Origin of the sequence: Comamonas sp. JNW (assembly GCF_003105075.1) — a bacterium.
Classification (GTDB): domain Bacteria; phylum Pseudomonadota; class Gammaproteobacteria; order Burkholderiales; family Burkholderiaceae_C; genus Comamonas; species Comamonas squillarum.
This window is the reverse complement of record NZ_QETI01000003.1, coordinates 354,212-371,894: the sequence shown is the minus strand read 5'-3', so window position 1 is coordinate 371,894 and position 17,683 is coordinate 354,212. Positions and strand designations below refer to the sequence as shown.

Below are 17,683 nucleotides of genomic sequence, written 5' to 3'. Positions count from 1 at the left end.
CTGACCTGGATTCTTCCTGCAATTGGACTTCTCGCGCACGGAAGTCAGCTTTGTGCTATCCTGAAATATCCGATCAGGGCATGCTTGCCCCTTGATTCGTCAAAGTGCAAAGTGCTCAAGGCGCTGTGCACACCATCCTAGGCAAGCCCTCCAAGCCACAATAAATTCCTAGGGTCGGCTTTTCCCTCTTTCGCATTTATTTCTGGCGCTTCATGCTCCACCGTGTCAACGTGTGGAGCGCGCACCCATGTTTCATTTTTTTAAAGACACTAACAAAATTTCCCGTTACTTCATCTCGCCAGGCGTGTGCGAGCAGCCAGACGGAAAGTTCCAATCCGCAGTCTCATTGAAGTCCGGCCAGGGCTCAGTAGCGCAAGACACCGTGTACACCTTCTCCAAGCTGTTCGAGACAGCGCAGGAGGCGGTCGATCACGCCAAGCAAGAGGGCATGCAGCTTGCCCTCATGAAATAAGGCCGCAGGCCATCACCAAGGACATCCGTTGAGCAAAGAAGACCTTATCGAAATGCAGGGGAAGATCGAAGAAATTCTTCCAGATGCCAGGTATCGCGTGAACCTGGACAATGGACACTCCCTCATTGCATATACCGGTGGCAAGATGAGAAAGCACCGTATCAAGATCATTGCAGGGGACAATGTGACTATCGAAATGTCCCCTTACGATCTGTCGAAGGGTCGAATTACGTTCCGGCATCTTGCGCCTCGCACGGGAGCCGCCACCGGCTCCAAGCAGTTCCGCAAGCGATAGACAGACAAGCAACCTTTAAGGAGCTTGGCTCTGCCGATCTATAACCGCCTCCGGGCGGTTTTTTTCGTCCACTGCAGGCCCCGGGCTGCAATCTCGCCGCTGTGGGCCATGGCATGCACCACCGAGCAAGCCAGCGCCATGGCGCGCTTCAGTCATCAGGCTCGGTGACAGGCCCGCGAACCCCGGTGGCCCGCCTTCAAGGCGCTAGGCTTCGAACCAATCCACATCCAGGCAAATCGCATAGTGCCGCTTTTTCCCGTCCGCCCCCGTTCCGCCACCGCCGATATATGCATCGCAGGATGTGACTTGGGCATGCAATCCCGCGCCGTGCAACATGACTTCAAAGGGCATCAGGTCTCTCGCGGACAGCTGACCGATGCGCAGCCCATCCACCACCACTGACACGGCCTTGTCGGAACTCGCCTTGCCGTCTTCTGGAACAAGAAACGCGATGCACTCCCGGTTGGCGTTTTCACCAAAGGTATTGCCTGCGACTCGTGAGATGTTTGCCGTATAGCTGCCATCGTCGGCAATTTTGACCGTCTCCCCTCTGGCCCAGTGCTTTTTTGATATCAGGTCTTCCAATCGGACCGAGCCCTCAACAGGGCGGCTGAGACGCCCAGGCGCATTCGGCGGCCCCCTCGACAAAAGCCAGTACGCAAAGTACGACAGCCAACACATGAAGAAAAACAACAGTATTTGCCCATAGCTCATCTCGTTCCTTTACCTGAAGCTGTGAGTCAGGCTACCCCATCGCCAGGGCGATGGAGCGAGAGCAAGTAGATGTCCTTCAAGTAGGCGCTTCCCGCGTTTACCAATTGGCCAGGCACCTCATCCATGGCGCCGACTGCCATCGATAGCCATGCGAACCGTGCTCGGCGAAGCAGCGCGGCCCGCATCTGGCCCGCGGCACAACACAAACCCCAACGCCAGAGCGAAGGGCCCTCGGCCAACGCCTCTGATTTGCCTGCATGCGGGCTCGGGCGATTCGCTGCGTCGTCGTCGTTGCCACGAGCTCGCAGCTGACCGCAAACGACGCCTTGCGCCGCATGCCCATCGGCATCCATCCCACGGCACGAGGGTATTGCCGACAGGCCCAGGAAACCGGCTTAAAATGAGAATAATTCTCAAATGCATCCGCTTGCCGCCTGTTTGGCACCGCCTCCCATGTCTGCCATTCCCGACATCCAGCTTCTCTACACCGGCCACCACCAATGGCTGCAGCAGCGCCTGCAGCACCGGCTCGGCAATGCCGCCGATGCGCAGGACATGGCGGCCGACACCTTTGTCTGCGTGCTCACCAGTGCCACGCCGCCCGAGGCCATCCGTGAGCCCCGGGCGTTTTTGACGACCATTGCCAAGCGGCTGCTGATCAACCACTGGCGCCGCCGCGACTTGGAGCGCAGCTACCTCGAAGCGCTGGGCGCCCAGCCCGAGCCGCTGATGCCCTCGCCCGAAGAGCTGGCGGTGCTGCAAGAGACGCTGGCCCATGTGGCCCATGCGCTCGACGGCCTGCCGCTGCCGGCCCAGCAGGCCTTTTTGCTCAGCCAGCTCGATGGTCTGGGCTATGAGGCCATCGCAACGCGCCTGGGCATCTCGCACAGCACCGTGCGCCGCCATATGGCAGAGGGCTTTCGCCGCATTGCGCTGGCCCTGGCCAGGCAGGATGCCGGCATTACCGCACCAGTGCGCAATGCAGCACCTGCGATGGCGACCCGCCTGAGCGCTGGATGACGGCAGGCCCCGAATCCGCGCTCGACCCGGTCAGCGAAGCGGCCGTGGAATGGCTCGTGCAGTTCCACTCGGGCGAGATGACCGAGGCCGACCAGGCCCGCCACCGTGCCTGGCTCGCCGCCCAACCCCAGCACCAGGTGGTCTGGCAGCGGCTGAGCGGCAGCCTGCATGCGCAGTTTGGCGCTGCCCGCGCCGTGGCCGCGCCCCAAGCCGCCACCCCGATCGGAGATGTGATGGGCCAGGCCCTCGCGCATGCCCAGCGCCGGGGCAGCAGCCGGCGGCGTTTGCTCAGCGGTGCGTTGGCCGTTGCCGGCGTGTCCACCGGGGCGCTGCTGCTGGCCAACCGCCAGATGCCGCTGCGCCAGATCACCGCCGACCTGCGCACCGGCACCGGCGAGCGCCATGCGTTCACCCTGCCCGATGGCAGCGAGCTGCTGTTGGATGCGCGCTCGGCCGTGGACCTGGACTTTGGCGCGGACCGCCGCCGGGTCAAGCTGCGCCAGGGCGCGCTGCTGTTGCAGGCCCAGCCCGCCAGCAACGGCCTGGCGCCGTTGGAGGTGCTGAGCCCGCACGGCCGCATCCAGGCGCTGGGTACCCGCTTTGCCGTACGGCTGGATGAGGCCGCTACCCGCGTCAGCATGCTCGAGCACGCCACGCGCCTGACGACTGCAGCCGGTGCCAGCCAGGTGCTGGAAGAAGGCCGAAGCGCGCGCTTTGATACGCTGTCGATCGCTGGCGACGACACCAGCCCGCAGGCAGCGGCTGCCTGGCAGCGCGGCATGCTCGAAGTGCACCACCAGCCGCTGGGCGAGGTGGTGCAGGCGCTGCGGGCCTACCGCCGGGGTTTTGTCCGCATCAGCGCCCAGGCTGCGGCGCTGCGGGTCTATGGCAACTATGCGCTCGATGACAGCGACCGCGCCTTGGATGCGCTGGCGGCGACCCTGCCCATCACGGTGCGCGTCTACCAGCGCGGCTGGCTGGTCGTGATCGAGGCGGCCTGAGGCGCACAGACCTGTCCGGACAGGTCTGTTCGGGATGGGGCTGCAGCGCATCGGCCTCGCCCCTCAAAAATAAATGAACACTTTTTTGTGCTCGCTCTACACACCTTGGAAGCCTCAATTTTTCCCTCTGCATCTCCAAGGAATCTATGCCACTTTGCCGCTCGCCCGCCCTGCCTACTGCGCATATGGGCGCACTCGCACTGGCCGCCGCCATCGCCTGCAGCTTGCCTGCCCAGGCCCAAACCAGCCACCCGGCCGCCGTCCAAAGCTATGACCTGCCTGCCCAGCCGCTGGGCAGCACGCTGGCCCGCATTGCCTCGCAAAGCGGCCAGCAAATCAGCATGGATGCCAGCCTGGTGCAAGGCCGCACGGCGCCGGCCCTGCGCGGCAGCTATGCCCCGGAGGACGCAGCGCGCGCCGCGCTGGCCGGCAGCGGGCTGGAGCTGGTCAAGATCGACGGCGGCACCTGGGCATTGCGCGCCGCGCCCCATACGGGAGCCAGAGTCGGCGCCACGACCGTCAGCAGCGATGCCGCCGCCGCTGGCCTGACGCTCAACGAGATCCGCGTGACCGCGCCGGCCATCCGCAGTGCGACCACCGAGCAGACCGGCGCCTACACGCCGCGTGCCGTCACCATCGGCAAGGGTGAGCAGGCGCTCAAGGACATCCCCCAGTCGATCAGCGTGGTCACCCGCCAGCTGATGGATGAGCAAAACGCGACCTCGGTCTACGATGCGCTGGGCAGCACCACTGGCATCACCTTGCTGCAAAGCCCGCAAGGCGGCAAGTACATCTACTCGCGCGGCTTCAGCATCGCCACCATCCAGTATGACGGGGTCAATGTGCAGCGCCTCTATGGCCGCGCCAGCAACTACCAGGGCGGCACGGCCATCTATGACCGGGCCGAAGTGCTGCGCGGCTCGGCCGGCCTGCTGCAAGGCGGCGGCGACCCGAGCGGCGCCGTCAACCTGGCGCGCAAGCGCCCGCTCAAGGAAGGCGGCGTCACCGTCACCGCCAAGGCCGGCTCCTGGGACCGCTATGGCGCGCAAATCGATGGCAGCGGCGCGTTGAACGCCGAAGGCAGCCTGCGCGGCCGCGCCGTCATCGATGTGGACGACCAGCACTCCTTCATCGACTATGCCAACCAGCGCAATGGCACCCTGTACGGCACCCTGGAGTACGACATCTCGCCCCAGACCCAGGTCAGCGTGGGCGCAAGCTACGAGTCCTTCAAGGGCCGGCCCTTTATCTCGGGCCTGCCGCACTACAGCGATGGCCGCGACATCGCGCTGCCCCGCTCCACCTACCTGGGCGCCATCTGGAACCGCCAGAACAACCATACCCAGACGCTGTACGCCGACCTGTCCCATACCTTCAACAGCCGCTGGCGCGCCAAGGTCTCGGCCCTGCACGTCAAGGAAGCGCTGGACATGAAGTACGCCTCTTCCCAGCGCGCCGTGGCCGCCGCCACCGGCCTGGGCGCCACCGTCAGCAACCTGACGCAAGCCGACCAGAGCGCCTCGGGCCTGGATGCGAGCCTGGTGGGCGACTTCAGCGCCTTGGGGCGCGAGCACCAGCTGGTTCTGGGCACGAGCTACAGCCAGGGCAAGGTCACCAGCGACTACAGCTCGATGAGCCCGGCGGTGCCGATCAATGTGTTTGACCCGGACCCGTTCCGCACCGAGCCCAGCGACGAGGCCATTCGCTATGCCAACACCGAGCGCACCTTGGGCAAGACGCGCCAGGCCGGCGCCTATGGCGCGCTGCGCCTGCAGCTGAGCGATCCGCTCAAGCTGGTGTTGGGTGGGCGCCTGGGCAGCTACAAGACCGACTTCGACACGATCACGACGACGACCGGCACCGTCGTCGCCTCATCCACGCACCAGGACAACACCCGCTTCATGCCCTTTGCCGGGCTGATCTATGCCCTCAACCCGCAATGGTCGGCCTACGCCAGCTATGCCGATATCTTCAACCCGCAGTGGTCGCTCAACGCGGCGGGCCAGAACTTGAAACCCATCCAGGGTGCAACCTATGAGCTCGGCCTCAAGGGTGAAATCCTGGGCGGCCGCGCCAACACATCGTTTGCGCTCTACCGCGTCGACCAGAAGAACCGCGCCACCGAAGACGTCGCCTCCGGCCCGGACTGCCGCGATGGCTACTACTGCTACACCGACGACGGGCGCGTGCGCAGCCAGGGCTTTGATGCCGAGATCAGCGGCGAGCTGAGCCGGGGCTGGAACCTGTTTGCCGGCTATACCTTCAACCGCAACACCTACAAGCGCGATATCAACAACGAAGGCCTGGACTTCAACAGCTACACGCCCAAGCACCTGCTGCGCCTGTGGACCACCTACCGCCTGCCCGGCGACTGGAACGCCCTCACCATCGGTGGCGGCGTCAACACCCAAACGGCCTCTTACCGCAAGATCGGTGCGATCAACCTCCATGCCCCGGGCCGCGCCGTCTGGAGCAGCTATGTGCGCTACCAGATCGACCCACATTGGCAACTGAGCCTGAACCTCAACAACATCTTCAACAAGCGCTACTACTCGTCCATCGGCAGCCTGGTCAACAGCAGCCACTATGGCGAGCCGCGCAACGCGATGTTGACCTTGCGCGGCTCGTTCTAAAACCCGCCTGCGCAGATGGCAGGCGAGTTTCGCCAACGCATGGCCTGGCTGCACACCTGGAGCGGCCGGGTCGGCATGGTCTGCACAGTAAAACAAACTGGACGCTGCCACGTCCAGCGGGCCGCGGGGGCCCAACGGCCAACGCCAGCCCGGCTACCGCCTACCAGACAGCAGCCATAGGCATATACGGCATTTCCAACCATTCCGGCCATTTTCCAGGCTCTCTCCATAGATCCTCAGGAATAACCGAAGCATCAGCCATAAATTCCGAATTGTGCTTGGACCGCCAAACCCGTTCAATGGGGGCCATCTGGAGGTTTCCCATGCATGATTCAATGTTCTTTTATGGCTTGCTGACAGCCACCTTTCTTTTTGCCGGCTTGGTGAAGGGGGTGACCGGGATGGGGCTGCCGACGGTGGCGATGGGGCTGCTGGGCATGGTGATGCCGCCGGCCATGGCGGCATCCCTGTTGGTGGTGCCGTCCTTAGTCACCAATGTTTGGCAACTGTTCTCTGGCAGCGCGGTGGCAGCGCTGGTGCAGCGCCTGTGGCCCATGCTGGCGGCCATGGTGATCGGGACGGTGGGCGGGTCCGCGCTCCTGGTGCAAGTTGACCCCCGCTGGTCCGGCTTCGCCCTGGGATCGGCCTTGATCGCGTATGCGGTCTATGCCTTGTTGGCGCCCGCGCTCACCATCCCGCGTGCGCTGGAGACATGGCTTTCACCGCTGGTGGGGCTGGTTACCGGCATGGTCACAGGCGCCACCGGCGTCTTTGTGATGCCGGCCGTTCCCTACCTTGGCGCTCTTGGCTTGCACAAGGATGAGCTGGTGCAGGCGCTGGGGCTGTCCTTCAGCATCTCGACCCTGGCCCTTGCCGCAGGTTTGCTGGCCAACGACGCATTTCGCCTGAACCAGCTGGGCCTCTCGTCACTCAGCGTCATCCCTGCGTTGCTGGGCATGGGGCTTGGCGCTTCGCTCCGGGCGCGTATCAGTCCCCAGCGCTTTCGGCTTTGCTTTCTGCTGTTGCTGCTTGTCTTGGGACTCGAGCTTGCCTCTCGGCCCTTTATTTAAAGACGCGCAGACCACGCAAAACACCGATCCCCCACGCCCGCCCCACCACAGCAGCCGATCACCTGGATGGCAAAAATGCCTTGCTACCGTCCGCAACCTGTGGCCATGGCGCGGATCGGCGCGGTCACCAGCGACACGCTGGTGCTGTGCGCAGGCGTCGCGCAGCTGGCGCTCATCAGTCCGCTGCTGGGCGCGCAGCGGGCGCGTTCCAGCGCAGCATCTCTCGGCCGCCACGCCGCTGTGCGGCAAGGTGGTGGTGCCTGGGCACCGCTCCGTGGCTGGCTTTATGCTGCTGGCCTCTGCCGTACTGTGGCGGCTCACCTAGCGCAGTGCCCAGCAGGTGCCATCCACGCTCAACGCCTTGTCCGGCCATTAGCGCTCCAGGGGCCATAACAGCCGCATTTACCGTAAATGCGTGATGGAAGATCTCCGTCTTTGCGTCAAAATGTAGCGATGGCTATTGCGCAACTTCCCGTACTGCTGGTTGATGACGACCCCGACATGCTCGCCCGGCTGGGCGCCGTGCTGGGCTCGGTAGGCGTCGCAGCCGATCAGCTGTGCGAGGCCGGCTCGCTGGCCGAGTGCCAGCAATTGGTGACCGCGCCCGAGGGCGGCCTGCAGCCCATAGTGATGGCGCTGATCGATCTAGGCCTGCCCGATGGCAATGGCATTGACCTGATTGACTGGCTGCGCGCGCGCAACCCGGTGCTGCCGATTCTGGTGGTGTCGGCCTGGAGCACCGAGGAGATGATTCTGGGCGCGCTGCGCGCCGGCGCCAATGGCTATGTGCTCAAGGAGCGCGACGACCTGGAGATTGCGCTGTCGGTGCGCAATGTGCTCAAGGGCGGCGCGCCCATCGACCCCTTCATCGCCCGGCGTATTCTGGACCTGGTGGGGCGCCCGGCCGGGCGCCCTCCCACCCCGTCGCAGCCGCCGGACCCGGCGCTGCGCGAAGCGCTCACCGAGCGCGAGCGCGAGATCCTCGACCATGTCGCCGCCGGCATGAGCAACCGCGAAATCGCCGAATGCCTGCACCTATCCCGATGGACCATCGACACCCATATCCGGCATATCTACGACAAATTGGCCGTGAGCTCGCGCACGCAGGCCTTGCGGCGTGCACGCGAGCATGGCTTGTTGCGCTGATCTGCCTGGCGGCCCTGTGCCAGGTGCCGCCCGCGCAGGCGCAAGGCCAGCCCTGGCCTGGCACGGCCGAGGCGGCGCGCTCGGACTGGGATGCCCAGCAGCCACCCGACAACGGCTGGGTGCCGGTGAAGGTGCCCAACGACTGGAACCAGCAGTGGCCCGGCTATAGCGGCGTTGTCTGGTACCGGCTGCGCTGGGACATCAGCGGCGAGCCGCAGACCCAGGGCCTCTACATCCACTACCTGATGCAAGCCGGTGTCATCTCGGTCAACGGCGTGGAGCTGCAGCGCGACCCGTATCTGACCGAGCCGATGACACGCGCCTGGAACACGCCGCGCTACCTGGTGCTGCCCGCGCCGCTGCTGCACAGCGGCAGCAACGAGCTGCTGATCCGCGTGAGCGGCTACTACGCCTACCAGCCTGCGCTAGGCCCGGTTGAGATTGGTGCACCCGAGCCGCTGCGCATGGCACAGCAGCACAGCTACCTGGTGCGGCACAACCTCAACTGGCTGCACCTGGGCGTGGGGGCGACCCTGGGCTGCTTCTTCCTGGTGCTGTGGCTGATGCGCCGCCAAGAGGCCGCCTACGGCTGGTACGCCGCACGCCAGGCCGCCTGGGTGGGCTTTACCGTCAACTTTGTCAGCACCACGCCCTGGCCGTTCAACCATATCAATACCTATGCAGCCGTGGTGTCGGTTGCCTATGTGCTCTACCACGGCTGCAATGCCATGTTTGTGCTGCGCTTCATGGGCCGCCGCTGGCCCAGGCGCGAGGCCGCCATGTGGCTTATCATTGCCGCGCTGGCGGCCATTACCTTGCTGGTGCCTGATGCGCAGCTCAGAGACATGCGCAATGTGATGGCCTGGGCCTCGTCGGCCCTGCTGTTCACCACCGCTGGCGTGTTTGTCGGCCTGGCCTGGCGCAACGGCAACCAGGCCCAGCGCCTGCTGTCGCTCACGGCACTGGCCAGCGCCCTGGCGATGGCGCATGACCTGCTGGTCTTCACCCGCATCGTGGACGACAACTTCTACCTGGCCACCTACACCGAGCCACTGGCCACCGTAGGCATTGCGCTGACCTTGGCCTGGACCTTTGTGCAGAACACGCGGCGCATCGAGAGCTTCAACGACGAGATGCAGCACCATGTGGCCGAAGCCCGCGCCGAGCTGACCGAATCGCTGGCCGGCCGCCATGAGCTGGAGCTGCTGCAGGCCCGCCTGGGCGAGCGGGTCAACATTGCGCATGACCTGCACGACGGCCTGGGCGGCATGCTGATCGGCAATATCACCACCTTGGAGCGCACACGCGGCTCGCTGCCACCCGACCAGGTGCTGGGCATGCTGCGCGGCATGCGCGATGACCTGCGGCTGATCATCGACCTGGCCTCTGCCCAGCACTATGGCGAGCTGTCGCTCGCAGAGCTGCTCGCCCCCATGCGCTACCGCATGAGCCAGCTGTTCGAAGTGCATGACATGGAGGTGCACTGGCAGCTGAGCCATATCGACCAGCTGCACCTGCCCACCAGCGCCAGCCTGGATGTCCTGCGCATTTTGCAAGAAGCCTTAACCAATGCCTTCAAGCACAGCCACGCCAAGCGCGTGGACGTGGTGCTGGCCCGCGAGGCCGGCCAGCTGCTGCTGCAGGTGCAAGACAATGGCGTGGGTCTGCCTGCGGCCAAAGCGGCCAACACCCCCACGCACGGCACCGGCCTGCGCAGCATGCAGGCCCGGGCCCAGCGGCTGGGGGCGCAGTTGTCCGTAGGGTCGCAAGGCGGGCTCACAACGATGCTGCTGCGGGTACCGCTGCCCACGGACGCAGAGGGTGCTGAAACACCTGAGGCCTGATGTCCGCCAAGCACCTTTGTTGAGAGTACGCTTCATTCGAGGCAACCATCCCCATTCCTCCTGCAAGATTGCACGAGCTGCATGCGCGAGCTGCGTGCTCGCAGCTTAGCGCTGAAGCATCGCCGCAGCCGTTACGTTGAAGGCGTCCATTACGTCATCCAAGACTTGGCCCATTTGCGCATGGACGATCGCGCCATCAATCACCAACGACAGCGCATGGCCCACAGGCCTGCCATCGCTGGCCAACAGGCTGTCGAGCACCGCTGCCATTTCCTGCTTGTGTTGGCGCACCACTTTCAAAATTTCCGGGTTAGAAGAGCCTAACTCAGCCGCTGCGTTGAGAAATGCACAGCCCCGAAAATCAGCACGGCTGAACCAAGTCCGCAACGTGGTGCTGAGTGCTAGCGTGGCAGCCGCTCCTGCATGGAGGGCTTGCGTCAAACTCATCTCGAACCAGGACATCCAGATGCCATGTCGATAGTCAAGATAGGCCCGGATCAACTCGTCTTTGCTCGGGTATTGGCGGTAGAACGTGACTTTGCTGACGCTGGCCTGGTCAATGATTTTGTCTACGCCGGTGGCTCGGATGCCATCCTGGTAGAAAAGCGCGTGCGCGGCCACAAGAATGCGCTCCCTAGGAGCGAGGGTGTCTGAGGAGGATTTTGCAGAAGGCATGTGGGCATTGTAGACAGATCGTTCCACATGCGCTAGCATGACACATGTAGACAGATCGTCCTACATACGTTTTGAAAGAGGTAACCCATGGAAATGCGCCCACCCCTGCCCCCCTTTACCCGCGAAGCCGCCATCCAAAAGGTGCGTATGGCTGAAGACGGCTGGAACACCCGAGATGCCGCTACAGTGGCTATGGCTTATACGCTGGATACACAGTGGCGCAACCGCGCCGAATTCGCGCACAGCAGAGCGGAGGCCCAGGCCTTCCTGGAGAGAAAGTGGAACAAGGAGCTGGACTACCGGCTCATCAAAGAGCTGTGGTTGCATGAAGGCAACCGGATCGCGGTTCGGTATGCGTATGAGTGGCATGACGACGCAGGCCATTGGTTCCGCTCGTACGGTAACGAGAACTGGGAGTTCGAAGCCGACGGCCTGATGCGACGCCGCTACGCCTGCATCAACGACATGCCGATCAAAGAGTCCGAGCGCAAGTTCCACTGGCCCCTTGGCCGCCGGCCGGATGACCATCCTGGACTGTCAGAGTTGGGGCTTTAATAAACAGGCTAGCGAGCGGTTCTACCATCTCAATGGCAAATTTTCCCGCTCCCCCGCGGACCAGTCTGAGGCAGCTCGGCACCTGGGCATCTCCCGCTTGGTCCTGCTCAAAAATCTGGTGCGACTGGGTTGAAAGCAGCGACCGTGATCCACCGCTGGGGCGCCCATCACCGCCGCTTCGGTGATGGGCATCAGGCGCTTACTTCACTAAAGGCACCACACCCAGCGCCAGCGATGCCAGCAGCATCACCATGCTTGACCCCACGGCCCACTTGATCGCTTGCTTTTGCACGGCACCGTAGTTGAGATCCAGCATGCTGACCAGCAAATAGGTGGAGGCGACCAGCGGGCTCAGAATGTGCACGGGCTGGCCGATGAGCGAAGCGCGGGCCATCTCGGCGCCCGTCACGCCGTAATGGGCGGCGGCCTCCGCCAGGATGGGCAGCATGCCGAAATAGAACACATCGTTGGAGACGACCCAGGTCATCGGGATGCTGACCAAGGCGGTGACCACGGCCATATAAGGGCCCAGCGCCTCGGGAACCATCGCGACGATGGTCTTGGCCAGTGCCGAGGCCATGCCGGTTTCGTTCAGGATGCCGATAAAGACGCTGGCAGCAAACAGCATCATCGCCACGGACAGGATGGCGGGCGCATGTTCGGCCATGCGCTTTTGCTGGTCCTGGTGCTTGGGGAAGTTCACGACAAAGGCAATAGCGGTGGCCAGCATGAATAAATAGGCCAGAGGCAGCACTTCCATCACCAGGCCAACCATCAGGCCAATGGTCAGCGCCCAGTTGAAGTACAGCTTCCAGCCAGCAGGCGGGTGCTGCTCGAGCATCTGCGCCGTGTCGAGCTGGACGATGCCCAGGCGGCTGCGCTCACGCTTGCCAAACAGCCAGGCCATAAAGAAGGCCCAGACCACGCAGGCCAGCAGTGGCGCGATCAGCGGCGTGAATACCTCCGACATCTCGACCTTCATCGAAGCGGCGGCCCGAGCCGTTGGGCCGCCCCAGGGCAGCAGGTTGCCAATGCCAGTGCACTGCAGCAGCAGCACCGCCACCAGCGGCAAGGACAGGCCCAGGCGTTTGTAGATCGGCAAGAAGGCCGACAGCACAATCATGTAGACCGTGGCGCCATCGCCATCGAGCGCGACCAGGTAGCCCAGCGCCACGGTGCCGATAAGGATCTTGACGGGATCACCGCCGACCGCGCCGACGATGCGGCGGATGATCGGATCGAACAGACCGGTGTCGGTCATCAGCATGAAATAGGCCATCGCGAAGATCAGCAAAACGCCGGTCGGTGCAATGGTGCGAACGCCCTTGATGACCATGGCGCCCATCTCTGGTCCAAAGCCTCCAATCAGCGCAAAAATGGTCGGGACCAGAATCAGGGTGGCCACGGCCGACATCCGCCCGCTGATCAGCAGGTAGATGAAACAGGCAAACATGGCAAAGCTCAATGCGACGAGCATGGACGTGTTCCTCCACCCCCACGGGCGCTGGCCCGAAGGGAGATGTGTCTTGGTAAAGGGGTCAGCGAGGGGTCCTGCTGACCTTCTTGGTATGGCCGCTGAGGCGGCTGGCGATCAGACCGGCAGACCCTTGGCGCGCAAGGTGGCGTCAAAGCGCTCGGGGTCCGAACGACCGGCCTCATTGTCGGCGCGGATCTTGGCTTCCTTGATCAGGTGCGCACGGCCCAGCTCCAGCACCCGCGCTGCCTCGGCGGCCGGGATCGCGATCACGCCATCGGCATCCCCAACGATCAGGTCACCCGGCAGCACGGCCATGCCGGCGCAGGAGATGGGGATGTTGATCTCGCCCGGGCCGTCCTTGCTCGGGCCCCGGTGCGTATGGCCCTTGGCAAACAGCGGCATGCCCTCCTCGGCCCATTCGCAGAGGTCCCGCACAGCGCCGTCGATGACCAGGCCGCCCAGTTTTTTAGCTACGCAGGTGGTACGGATCAGGCCGCCGACCAGGGCTTGGGCCACATCGCCGCCGCCATCGATCACCAGCACATCGCCGGGCTGCACCATCATCAGCGCCTTGTGGATCATCAGGTTGTCGCCCGGGCGCACGCGCACCGTCACCGCAGGGCCGCACAGGACGGTGTCCAGCCGCGCATGGTACTGGCGCAGGCCGATGGTGCCGATATTGCGGCTCATCGCATCGCCAATCGCGGCCACCGGAATCTCGCGAAACGCGGCTACAACGTCAGCGGCTGGCCCGTCCACACGGGGGTTGATGCGGTAGCCCGCAGGCCATTGGAGCGATGCGGTAGTAGTGGTGTCAGAACTCATGCGGCGCTTTCTCGGATAAAGAGGGAAAAGGTATCGAAGGTCGTTGGGCGGGCATCAAGCCAGTACTTGCCCGTTCACGCAGGCGGCCGCATCGGCCGGCTGCCCCTGCAGCCAGCCCAGCACATTGCGCGCGGCGCCCGAGGCCATGCCGGCCAAGGCGGCGGGCGTGGAGCCGCCCACATGCGGGGTCAGCACCACATTGGGCAGGCGGGTCAGCGGGTGGCAGGCAGGCAGTGGCTCCTCGTGCATGGTGTCCAGGCCGGCGGCATAGAGCTGCCCGGTCTTCAAGGCATCGATCAGCGCAGCCTCGTCGATCACCTCGCCGCGCGCGGTGTTCACCACGATCGCGCCGCGTGGCAGTTTGGCGATCTGTTCGGCACCCAGCATGCCGCGGGTGTGCTTGTTCAGGGGTACATGCAGGCTCAGCACATCGGCATGGCCCAGCAGCTCCTCGAAAGAGCCCAGCAGACGAACGGCGGGGTTGGAGCTCTGCGCCAGAGCCGGGTCAAACGCAACCACCTGCATGCCGATGGCCAGCGCAGCCGCTGCCACCCGCTGCCCGATCTGCCCGAACCCGACCAACGCCAAGGTGCGGCCCTGCAGCTCGATGCCATCCTGCACGCGCGACCAGCGGCCGGCATGCAGTTCGCTGTCCATCCAGGCAATACGGCGGGCTGCGGCAAACATCAGGCCCAAGGTCATCTCGGCCACGGACTGGGCATTGGCGCCTGGCGTCACATACACAGGAATGCCGCGCGCCGTGGCCGCCTCGACATCGATATTGCTGACGCCCACGCCATGCTTGGAGATGACCTTGAGCGTGGGGCAGGAGGCAATGGCCTTGGCCGACAGCGCGACGGTGCGCGAGATGACGGCATCGACCGGTTCGGTCGCCATGATGTGCTCCACCTCCTCGGCGCTGTTGCCATCCTGCAGATAGATGACACGGGCGTTGGCCTGGGCCAGCAGGTCAACCCCGCTTGGGGCCAGACGGGGTGCGGTAACAAAGATGCAGAAAGTCATAGGTGAGAGTCAAAAAATCAAACGCTGAAGCCGTACAAGTTGCAGGCGTTGTCCAGCAGGATCTGCCGTTGCACAGCGCTATCGGGTACACAGGCAGACAGCCAACGCAGCAGCGCTGCGTCATCGGGGGCCGCATCTCCGGTCTTGTGGATAGCGGGGTGCGGCCAGTTGCTGCCCCAGACCAGGCGGTCAGGAGACAGCGCAATAAAGCGCTGGGCGACACGGGCAGCAGAGGCGTAGCCCGGCGCCTCGGCCGCGCCATCCAGCTCTGCGCCGGACAGCTTGAGCCAGGCGCGCTGCTGCTGCAGCAGCTGGGCCACCACGTCAAATGCGGGATGCGTGCTGCCGCCATGACCCGGCAAACGGGCGAGGTGGTCAAACACCACCGGCACTGGCAAATCACGTATCGCGGGCGCCAGCGCAGCAATCTGATCAGCACTGGCATGTAGCTGCAGATGCCAGCCCCAGGGTGCAATCAGCCGGGCCACCGCATGCATGTGGCCAGCAGCCACAGGCGACGGCCGCAGCAGGTTGAAGCGCACGCCACGGGCGCCGCGCTGGTGCATCGCGGCCACATCGTCCGCGCTCGTGCTGGCATCCACCACGACGACGGCGCGGGCAACGTCCAAGCCCAGCTCGGCCACCGCATCCAAGGTGCAGCGGTTGTCCGTTCCGTAGCTGGAGGGCTGCACTACCACCACCCTGCGGGTGCCCAGCCGCGCCTGCAGCTGCCGGTAATCGGCCACAGTGGCTGCGGGCGGATGGAGGTCGGCCCCAGCCGCATAGGGGTAGCGGGGATCGTTGATATGAATATGGCAGTCGCAGGCGCCCGCCCATTGCTGGCCTGACAGAACCGGCAGCGGCGAAGGCAGCGCAGGCGACGCATGCTTGCCGGTGGCTACCGCATCAGTCATCGATCGACACCTTGCTGGTCTGGGCCGCATTGGCCCAACGCTTGGCTTCCGCTGCCACATAGGCTTCAAACTCCACACGCGTCAGCGCCGTGGGCTCGGCACCCATCTCCCGGTAGCGCTGCTGAACCTTGGGGTCCTTCAGGGCAGCGGTCAGCGCGCTGGAGAGTTTGTCGAGGATGGCAGGAGGCAGACCGGCAGGCGCAAACAAGCCGGTGTAGAGCGTGGCATCCACCGCCGGGAACCCCTGCTCCGCCAAGGTGGGCACATCGGGCATCAACGGCGAGCGCACAGGGCCCAGCTGGGCGATGGCCTTGACTCGGCCATCCCGGATCAGCGGCGCGGCCGTGGTGATCTGGTCCACCATCGCATCCAGGGTATGGCCCATCAGGTCGGCCGCCGCAGGGCCTGTGCCTTTGTAGGGAATGACGGTAATGGGCGTGGCCGTGGCGGCCCGCACCAGCTCGATCGCCAGATGGGTGAAGGAGCCGTTGCCAGCGGTACCCACGCTGGCGCCGCCCGCGCGGCCCCTGGCATAGGCATTGAACTGCGCAAAGTTGCTGGCGGGGATATGGGTGGAGATCGTCAGCACCGCCGGATTGGTGGTGATGCCACCAATGACCGTGAAGCTCTTGACGCCGTCGTAAGGCACCTTTTTGCTGACCGCATTGGCCACCGCGTTGGGGCCGGAGTTGCCCAGCAGCAAGGTATAGCCATCGGGCTTGGCGCGGGCCACATAGGCCGCGCCGATCACGCCGCCAGCGCCGGGCCGGTTCTCGACGATGACCGGCTGGCCCAGCGACTTGCCAATCAGGTCCGAAATGGCCCGTGCCGTGAAATCGATGTTGCCGCCCGGGGCAAAGGGCACCACCAGGGTGATGGCGCGGGTTGGCCAGGCGCTTGCAAAGGCCGCCGAGCAGGCGAAGGCCAGCGCTGCCACTGCAGCCTTTTTCGTCATATTGCGCATGTCTTGTCTCCTGTTATGGGATGGCATTCTCCAGTCGACAAATCATTCCGTCCATTGGATAATTTTCATAAAATAATTCCTAAAAGTTATCGATGGACATCAATTTCCGGGACCTCAAATACTTCGAAGCGGTGGCAGATGCCGGCCATGTCGGCCTGGCTGCCGACAAGCTGGGCCGCACGCAGCCGGCCCTGAGCAAGGCCATCCAGCGGCTGGAGGAAGCTTTTGCGTGCGAGCTGTTTGAGCGCAAGGGCCGGGGCATCCAGCTCACCGCCGTGGGCGAGGTGCTGCTGGCCCGGGCCCGGCTGCTGCGGGGCACGACCGAGGAAGTGCTGCGCGAGGTCAACGACTTCTCGCGGGGGCAAGCCGGCCATGTGCGCATTGGCAGCGGCCCCATCGCCGCCGACTATGTCCTGCCCGAAATCTGCAACCTGCTGCTGGCCGAGGCGCCCGAGACCACGATCGACATCACCACCGGGCCCAGCCTAATGCTCCGAGAGCGCTTGAAGGAAGGCTCGCTCGATCTGCTGATCGGCCTGATGCCGGACGACGATGAGGAGCTGGTATCGCATGCCATCGTCGACGACGTCGTCGTGGTCGCCACCAGCCGCCGGCACCCCGTGTTTTCGCTGCCGCAGATCACTGTCGAGTCGCTGCTACGCTGGAAATGGGTGCTTCCGCTCGAGAGTATCCCCAGCCGGCAATGGCTGGATGCCGCCTTCCGCGCCCGGGGCCTCTCTACCCCGCAGGTGCAGATCAACGCCAACTCCATCCCCCTGCTGCCCCGCCTGATTGCCCACAACGAGCTGCTGAGCTTTCTGTCTCGCCACACCTTGGCAGAAGCGCGTGGCCACCAGGCGCTGCGCGAAGTACCGCTCAAGGAATTGCAGCTGCACCGCAAGCTTGGCGTGACCTACCGCCGCTCCGGCTACCTATCGCCTGCGGCCCGCCGCTTGCTGAATCTGCTGCGGGAGCGGGGAAGGAGTTTGTTTGTGGGAGCTGGGGATTGAAAGCCACAGCAGAGCGCACCCCGCACTTGTGCAAGAACGCCACCC

17 protein-coding genes are annotated in these 17,683 nt (G+C 64.3%); 10 read left to right on the top strand and 7 right to left on the bottom strand.

What is annotated here, in order from left to right; all coding sequences use genetic code 11:
• Window positions 1–247 precede the first annotated feature (247 nt).
• Both DCO45_RS07260 and infA read left to right on the top strand, forming a co-directional pair.
• On the top strand, window positions 248–472 hold the full coding sequence (locus tag DCO45_RS07260) for a hypothetical protein (RefSeq protein ID WP_116925179.1): 225 nt from the start codon (window positions 248–250) through the stop codon (window positions 470–472).
• 28 nt (window positions 473–500) lie between these two features.
• Complete coding sequence (gene infA, locus DCO45_RS07255) at window positions 501–767, top strand: translation initiation factor IF-1 (RefSeq protein WP_116925178.1); 267 nt, start codon at window positions 501–503, stop codon at window positions 765–767.
• Window positions 768–971: 204 nt separating this feature from the next.
• On the opposite strand, the gene DCO45_RS07250 is transcribed toward infA, so the two are convergent.
• The gene (locus tag DCO45_RS07250; protein ID WP_116925177.1) at window positions 972–1,481 is read right to left on the bottom strand and encodes a hypothetical protein; all 510 of its coding nucleotides are present in this window, start codon (window positions 1,479–1,481) and stop codon (window positions 972–974) included.
• A 453-nt stretch (window positions 1,482–1,934) separates the two neighbouring features.
• On the opposite strand from DCO45_RS07250, the gene DCO45_RS07245 reads away from it, so the two are divergent.
• The 6 genes from DCO45_RS07245 to DCO45_RS07220 all read left to right on the top strand — a co-directional run bounded on the left by DCO45_RS07245 (window position 1,935) and on the right by DCO45_RS07220 (window position 10,195).
• Window positions 1,935–2,501: a sigma-70 family RNA polymerase sigma factor gene (locus DCO45_RS07245; protein ID WP_207788054.1), complete on the top strand. Its 567-nt coding sequence runs from the start codon at window positions 1,935–1,937 to the stop codon at window positions 2,499–2,501.
• A complete protein-coding gene (locus tag DCO45_RS07240; RefSeq protein WP_116925175.1) occupies window positions 2,498–3,502 on the top strand; it encodes a FecR domain-containing protein in 1,005 nt (334 codons plus the stop codon). Before DCO45_RS07245 ends, DCO45_RS07240 begins: the two co-directional genes overlap by 4 nt.
• Window positions 3,503–3,687: 185 nt before the next feature.
• Window positions 3,688–6,135 carry a TonB-dependent receptor gene (locus DCO45_RS07235; protein ID WP_165841143.1) on the top strand — a complete coding sequence of 816 codons (2,448 nt, stop codon included), beginning with the start codon at window positions 3,688–3,690 and terminating at the stop codon, window positions 6,133–6,135.
• A 323-nt stretch (window positions 6,136–6,458) separates the two neighbouring features.
• Complete coding sequence (locus tag DCO45_RS07230; RefSeq protein ID WP_116925279.1) at window positions 6,459–7,205, top strand: sulfite exporter TauE/SafE family protein; 747 nt, start codon at window positions 6,459–6,461, stop codon at window positions 7,203–7,205.
• 453 nt (window positions 7,206–7,658) lie between these two features.
• Window positions 7,659–8,351, top strand: coding sequence for a response regulator transcription factor (locus DCO45_RS07225; RefSeq protein WP_116925173.1), 693 nt, complete (start codon window positions 7,659–7,661; stop codon window positions 8,349–8,351).
• A gap of 23 nt (window positions 8,352–8,374) precedes the next feature.
• Window positions 8,375–10,195: an ATP-binding protein gene (locus DCO45_RS07220; RefSeq protein WP_243419274.1), complete on the top strand. Its 1,821-nt coding sequence runs from the start codon at window positions 8,375–8,377 to the stop codon at window positions 10,193–10,195.
• A 105-nt stretch (window positions 10,196–10,300) separates the two neighbouring features.
• Here the strand turns inward: DCO45_RS07220 and DCO45_RS07215 are convergent, their stop codons facing one another.
• Window positions 10,301–10,870: a TetR/AcrR family transcriptional regulator gene (locus DCO45_RS07215; RefSeq protein WP_116925278.1), complete on the bottom strand. Its 570-nt coding sequence runs from the start codon at window positions 10,868–10,870 to the stop codon at window positions 10,301–10,303.
• Between the two features lie 87 nt (window positions 10,871–10,957).
• Here DCO45_RS07215 and DCO45_RS07210 point away from each other — a divergent pair, with 87 nt between their 5' ends.
• Window positions 10,958–11,425 carry a nuclear transport factor 2 family protein gene (locus tag DCO45_RS07210; protein ID WP_116925171.1) on the top strand — a complete coding sequence of 156 codons (468 nt, stop codon included), beginning with the start codon at window positions 10,958–10,960 and terminating at the stop codon, window positions 11,423–11,425.
• 199 nt (window positions 11,426–11,624) lie between these two features.
• Here the strand turns inward: DCO45_RS07210 and DCO45_RS07205 are convergent, their stop codons facing one another.
• The 5 genes from DCO45_RS07205 to DCO45_RS07185 form a co-directional block, all read right to left on the bottom strand.
• Window positions 11,625–12,902: a citrate:proton symporter gene (locus DCO45_RS07205; RefSeq protein WP_116925170.1), complete on the bottom strand. Its 1,278-nt coding sequence runs from the start codon at window positions 12,900–12,902 to the stop codon at window positions 11,625–11,627.
• Between the two features lie 114 nt (window positions 12,903–13,016).
• Window positions 13,017–13,727, bottom strand: coding sequence for an RraA family protein (locus tag DCO45_RS07200; protein ID WP_116925169.1), 711 nt, complete (start codon window positions 13,725–13,727; stop codon window positions 13,017–13,019).
• A gap of 54 nt (window positions 13,728–13,781) precedes the next feature.
• Window positions 13,782–14,750 (bottom strand): hydroxyacid dehydrogenase, encoded by a 969-nt coding sequence (locus DCO45_RS07195; RefSeq protein WP_116925168.1) that lies wholly within the window; start codon window positions 14,748–14,750, stop codon window positions 13,782–13,784.
• A gap of 17 nt (window positions 14,751–14,767) precedes the next feature.
• A complete protein-coding gene (locus DCO45_RS07190) occupies window positions 14,768–15,664 on the bottom strand; it encodes an amidohydrolase family protein (RefSeq protein WP_165841142.1) in 897 nt (298 codons plus the stop codon).
• The gene (locus DCO45_RS07185) at window positions 15,657–16,628 is read right to left on the bottom strand and encodes a tripartite tricarboxylate transporter substrate binding protein (protein WP_165841141.1); all 972 of its coding nucleotides are present in this window, start codon (window positions 16,626–16,628) and stop codon (window positions 15,657–15,659) included. Before DCO45_RS07185 ends, DCO45_RS07190 begins: the two co-directional genes overlap by 8 nt.
• Before the next feature lie 92 nt (window positions 16,629–16,720).
• Here DCO45_RS07185 and DCO45_RS07180 point away from each other — a divergent pair, with 92 nt between their 5' ends.
• Window positions 16,721–17,638: a LysR family transcriptional regulator gene (locus DCO45_RS07180; protein WP_116925165.1), complete on the top strand. Its 918-nt coding sequence runs from the start codon at window positions 16,721–16,723 to the stop codon at window positions 17,636–17,638.
• Window positions 17,639–17,683 lie beyond the last annotated feature (45 nt).

Coding starts and splice junctions, on each gene's coding strand:
- DCO45_RS07260 (WP_116925179.1), top strand. CDS start 248: ATGTTTCATTTTTTTAAAGACACTAACAAAATTTCCCGTTACTTCATC.
- DCO45_RS07250 (WP_116925177.1), bottom strand. CDS start 1,481: ATGAGCTATGGGCAAATACTGTTGTTTTTCTTCATGTGTTGGCTGTCG.
- DCO45_RS07245 (WP_207788054.1), top strand. CDS start 1,935: ATGTCTGCCATTCCCGACATCCAGCTTCTCTACACCGGCCACCACCAA.
- DCO45_RS07240 (WP_116925175.1), top strand. CDS start 2,498: ATGACGGCAGGCCCCGAATCCGCGCTCGACCCGGTCAGCGAAGCGGCC.
- DCO45_RS07235 (WP_165841143.1), top strand. CDS start 3,688: ATGGGCGCACTCGCACTGGCCGCCGCCATCGCCTGCAGCTTGCCTGCC.
- DCO45_RS07230 (WP_116925279.1), top strand. CDS start 6,459: ATGCATGATTCAATGTTCTTTTATGGCTTGCTGACAGCCACCTTTCTT.
- DCO45_RS07225 (WP_116925173.1), top strand. CDS start 7,659: ATGGCTATTGCGCAACTTCCCGTACTGCTGGTTGATGACGACCCCGAC.
- DCO45_RS07215 (WP_116925278.1), bottom strand. CDS start 10,870: ATGCCTTCTGCAAAATCCTCCTCAGACACCCTCGCTCCTAGGGAGCGC.
- DCO45_RS07210 (WP_116925171.1), top strand. CDS start 10,958: ATGGAAATGCGCCCACCCCTGCCCCCCTTTACCCGCGAAGCCGCCATC.
- DCO45_RS07205 (WP_116925170.1), bottom strand. CDS start 12,902: ATGCTCGTCGCATTGAGCTTTGCCATGTTTGCCTGTTTCATCTACCTG.
- DCO45_RS07200 (WP_116925169.1), bottom strand. CDS start 13,727: ATGAGTTCTGACACCACTACTACCGCATCGCTCCAATGGCCTGCGGGC.
- DCO45_RS07195 (WP_116925168.1), bottom strand. CDS start 14,750: ATGACTTTCTGCATCTTTGTTACCGCACCCCGTCTGGCCCCAAGCGGG.
- DCO45_RS07190 (WP_165841142.1), bottom strand. CDS start 15,664: ATGACTGATGCGGTAGCCACCGGCAAGCATGCGTCGCCTGCGCTGCCT.
- DCO45_RS07185 (WP_165841141.1), bottom strand. CDS start 16,628: ATGCGCAATATGACGAAAAAGGCTGCAGTGGCAGCGCTGGCCTTCGCC.
- DCO45_RS07180 (WP_116925165.1), top strand. CDS start 16,721: ATGGACATCAATTTCCGGGACCTCAAATACTTCGAAGCGGTGGCAGAT.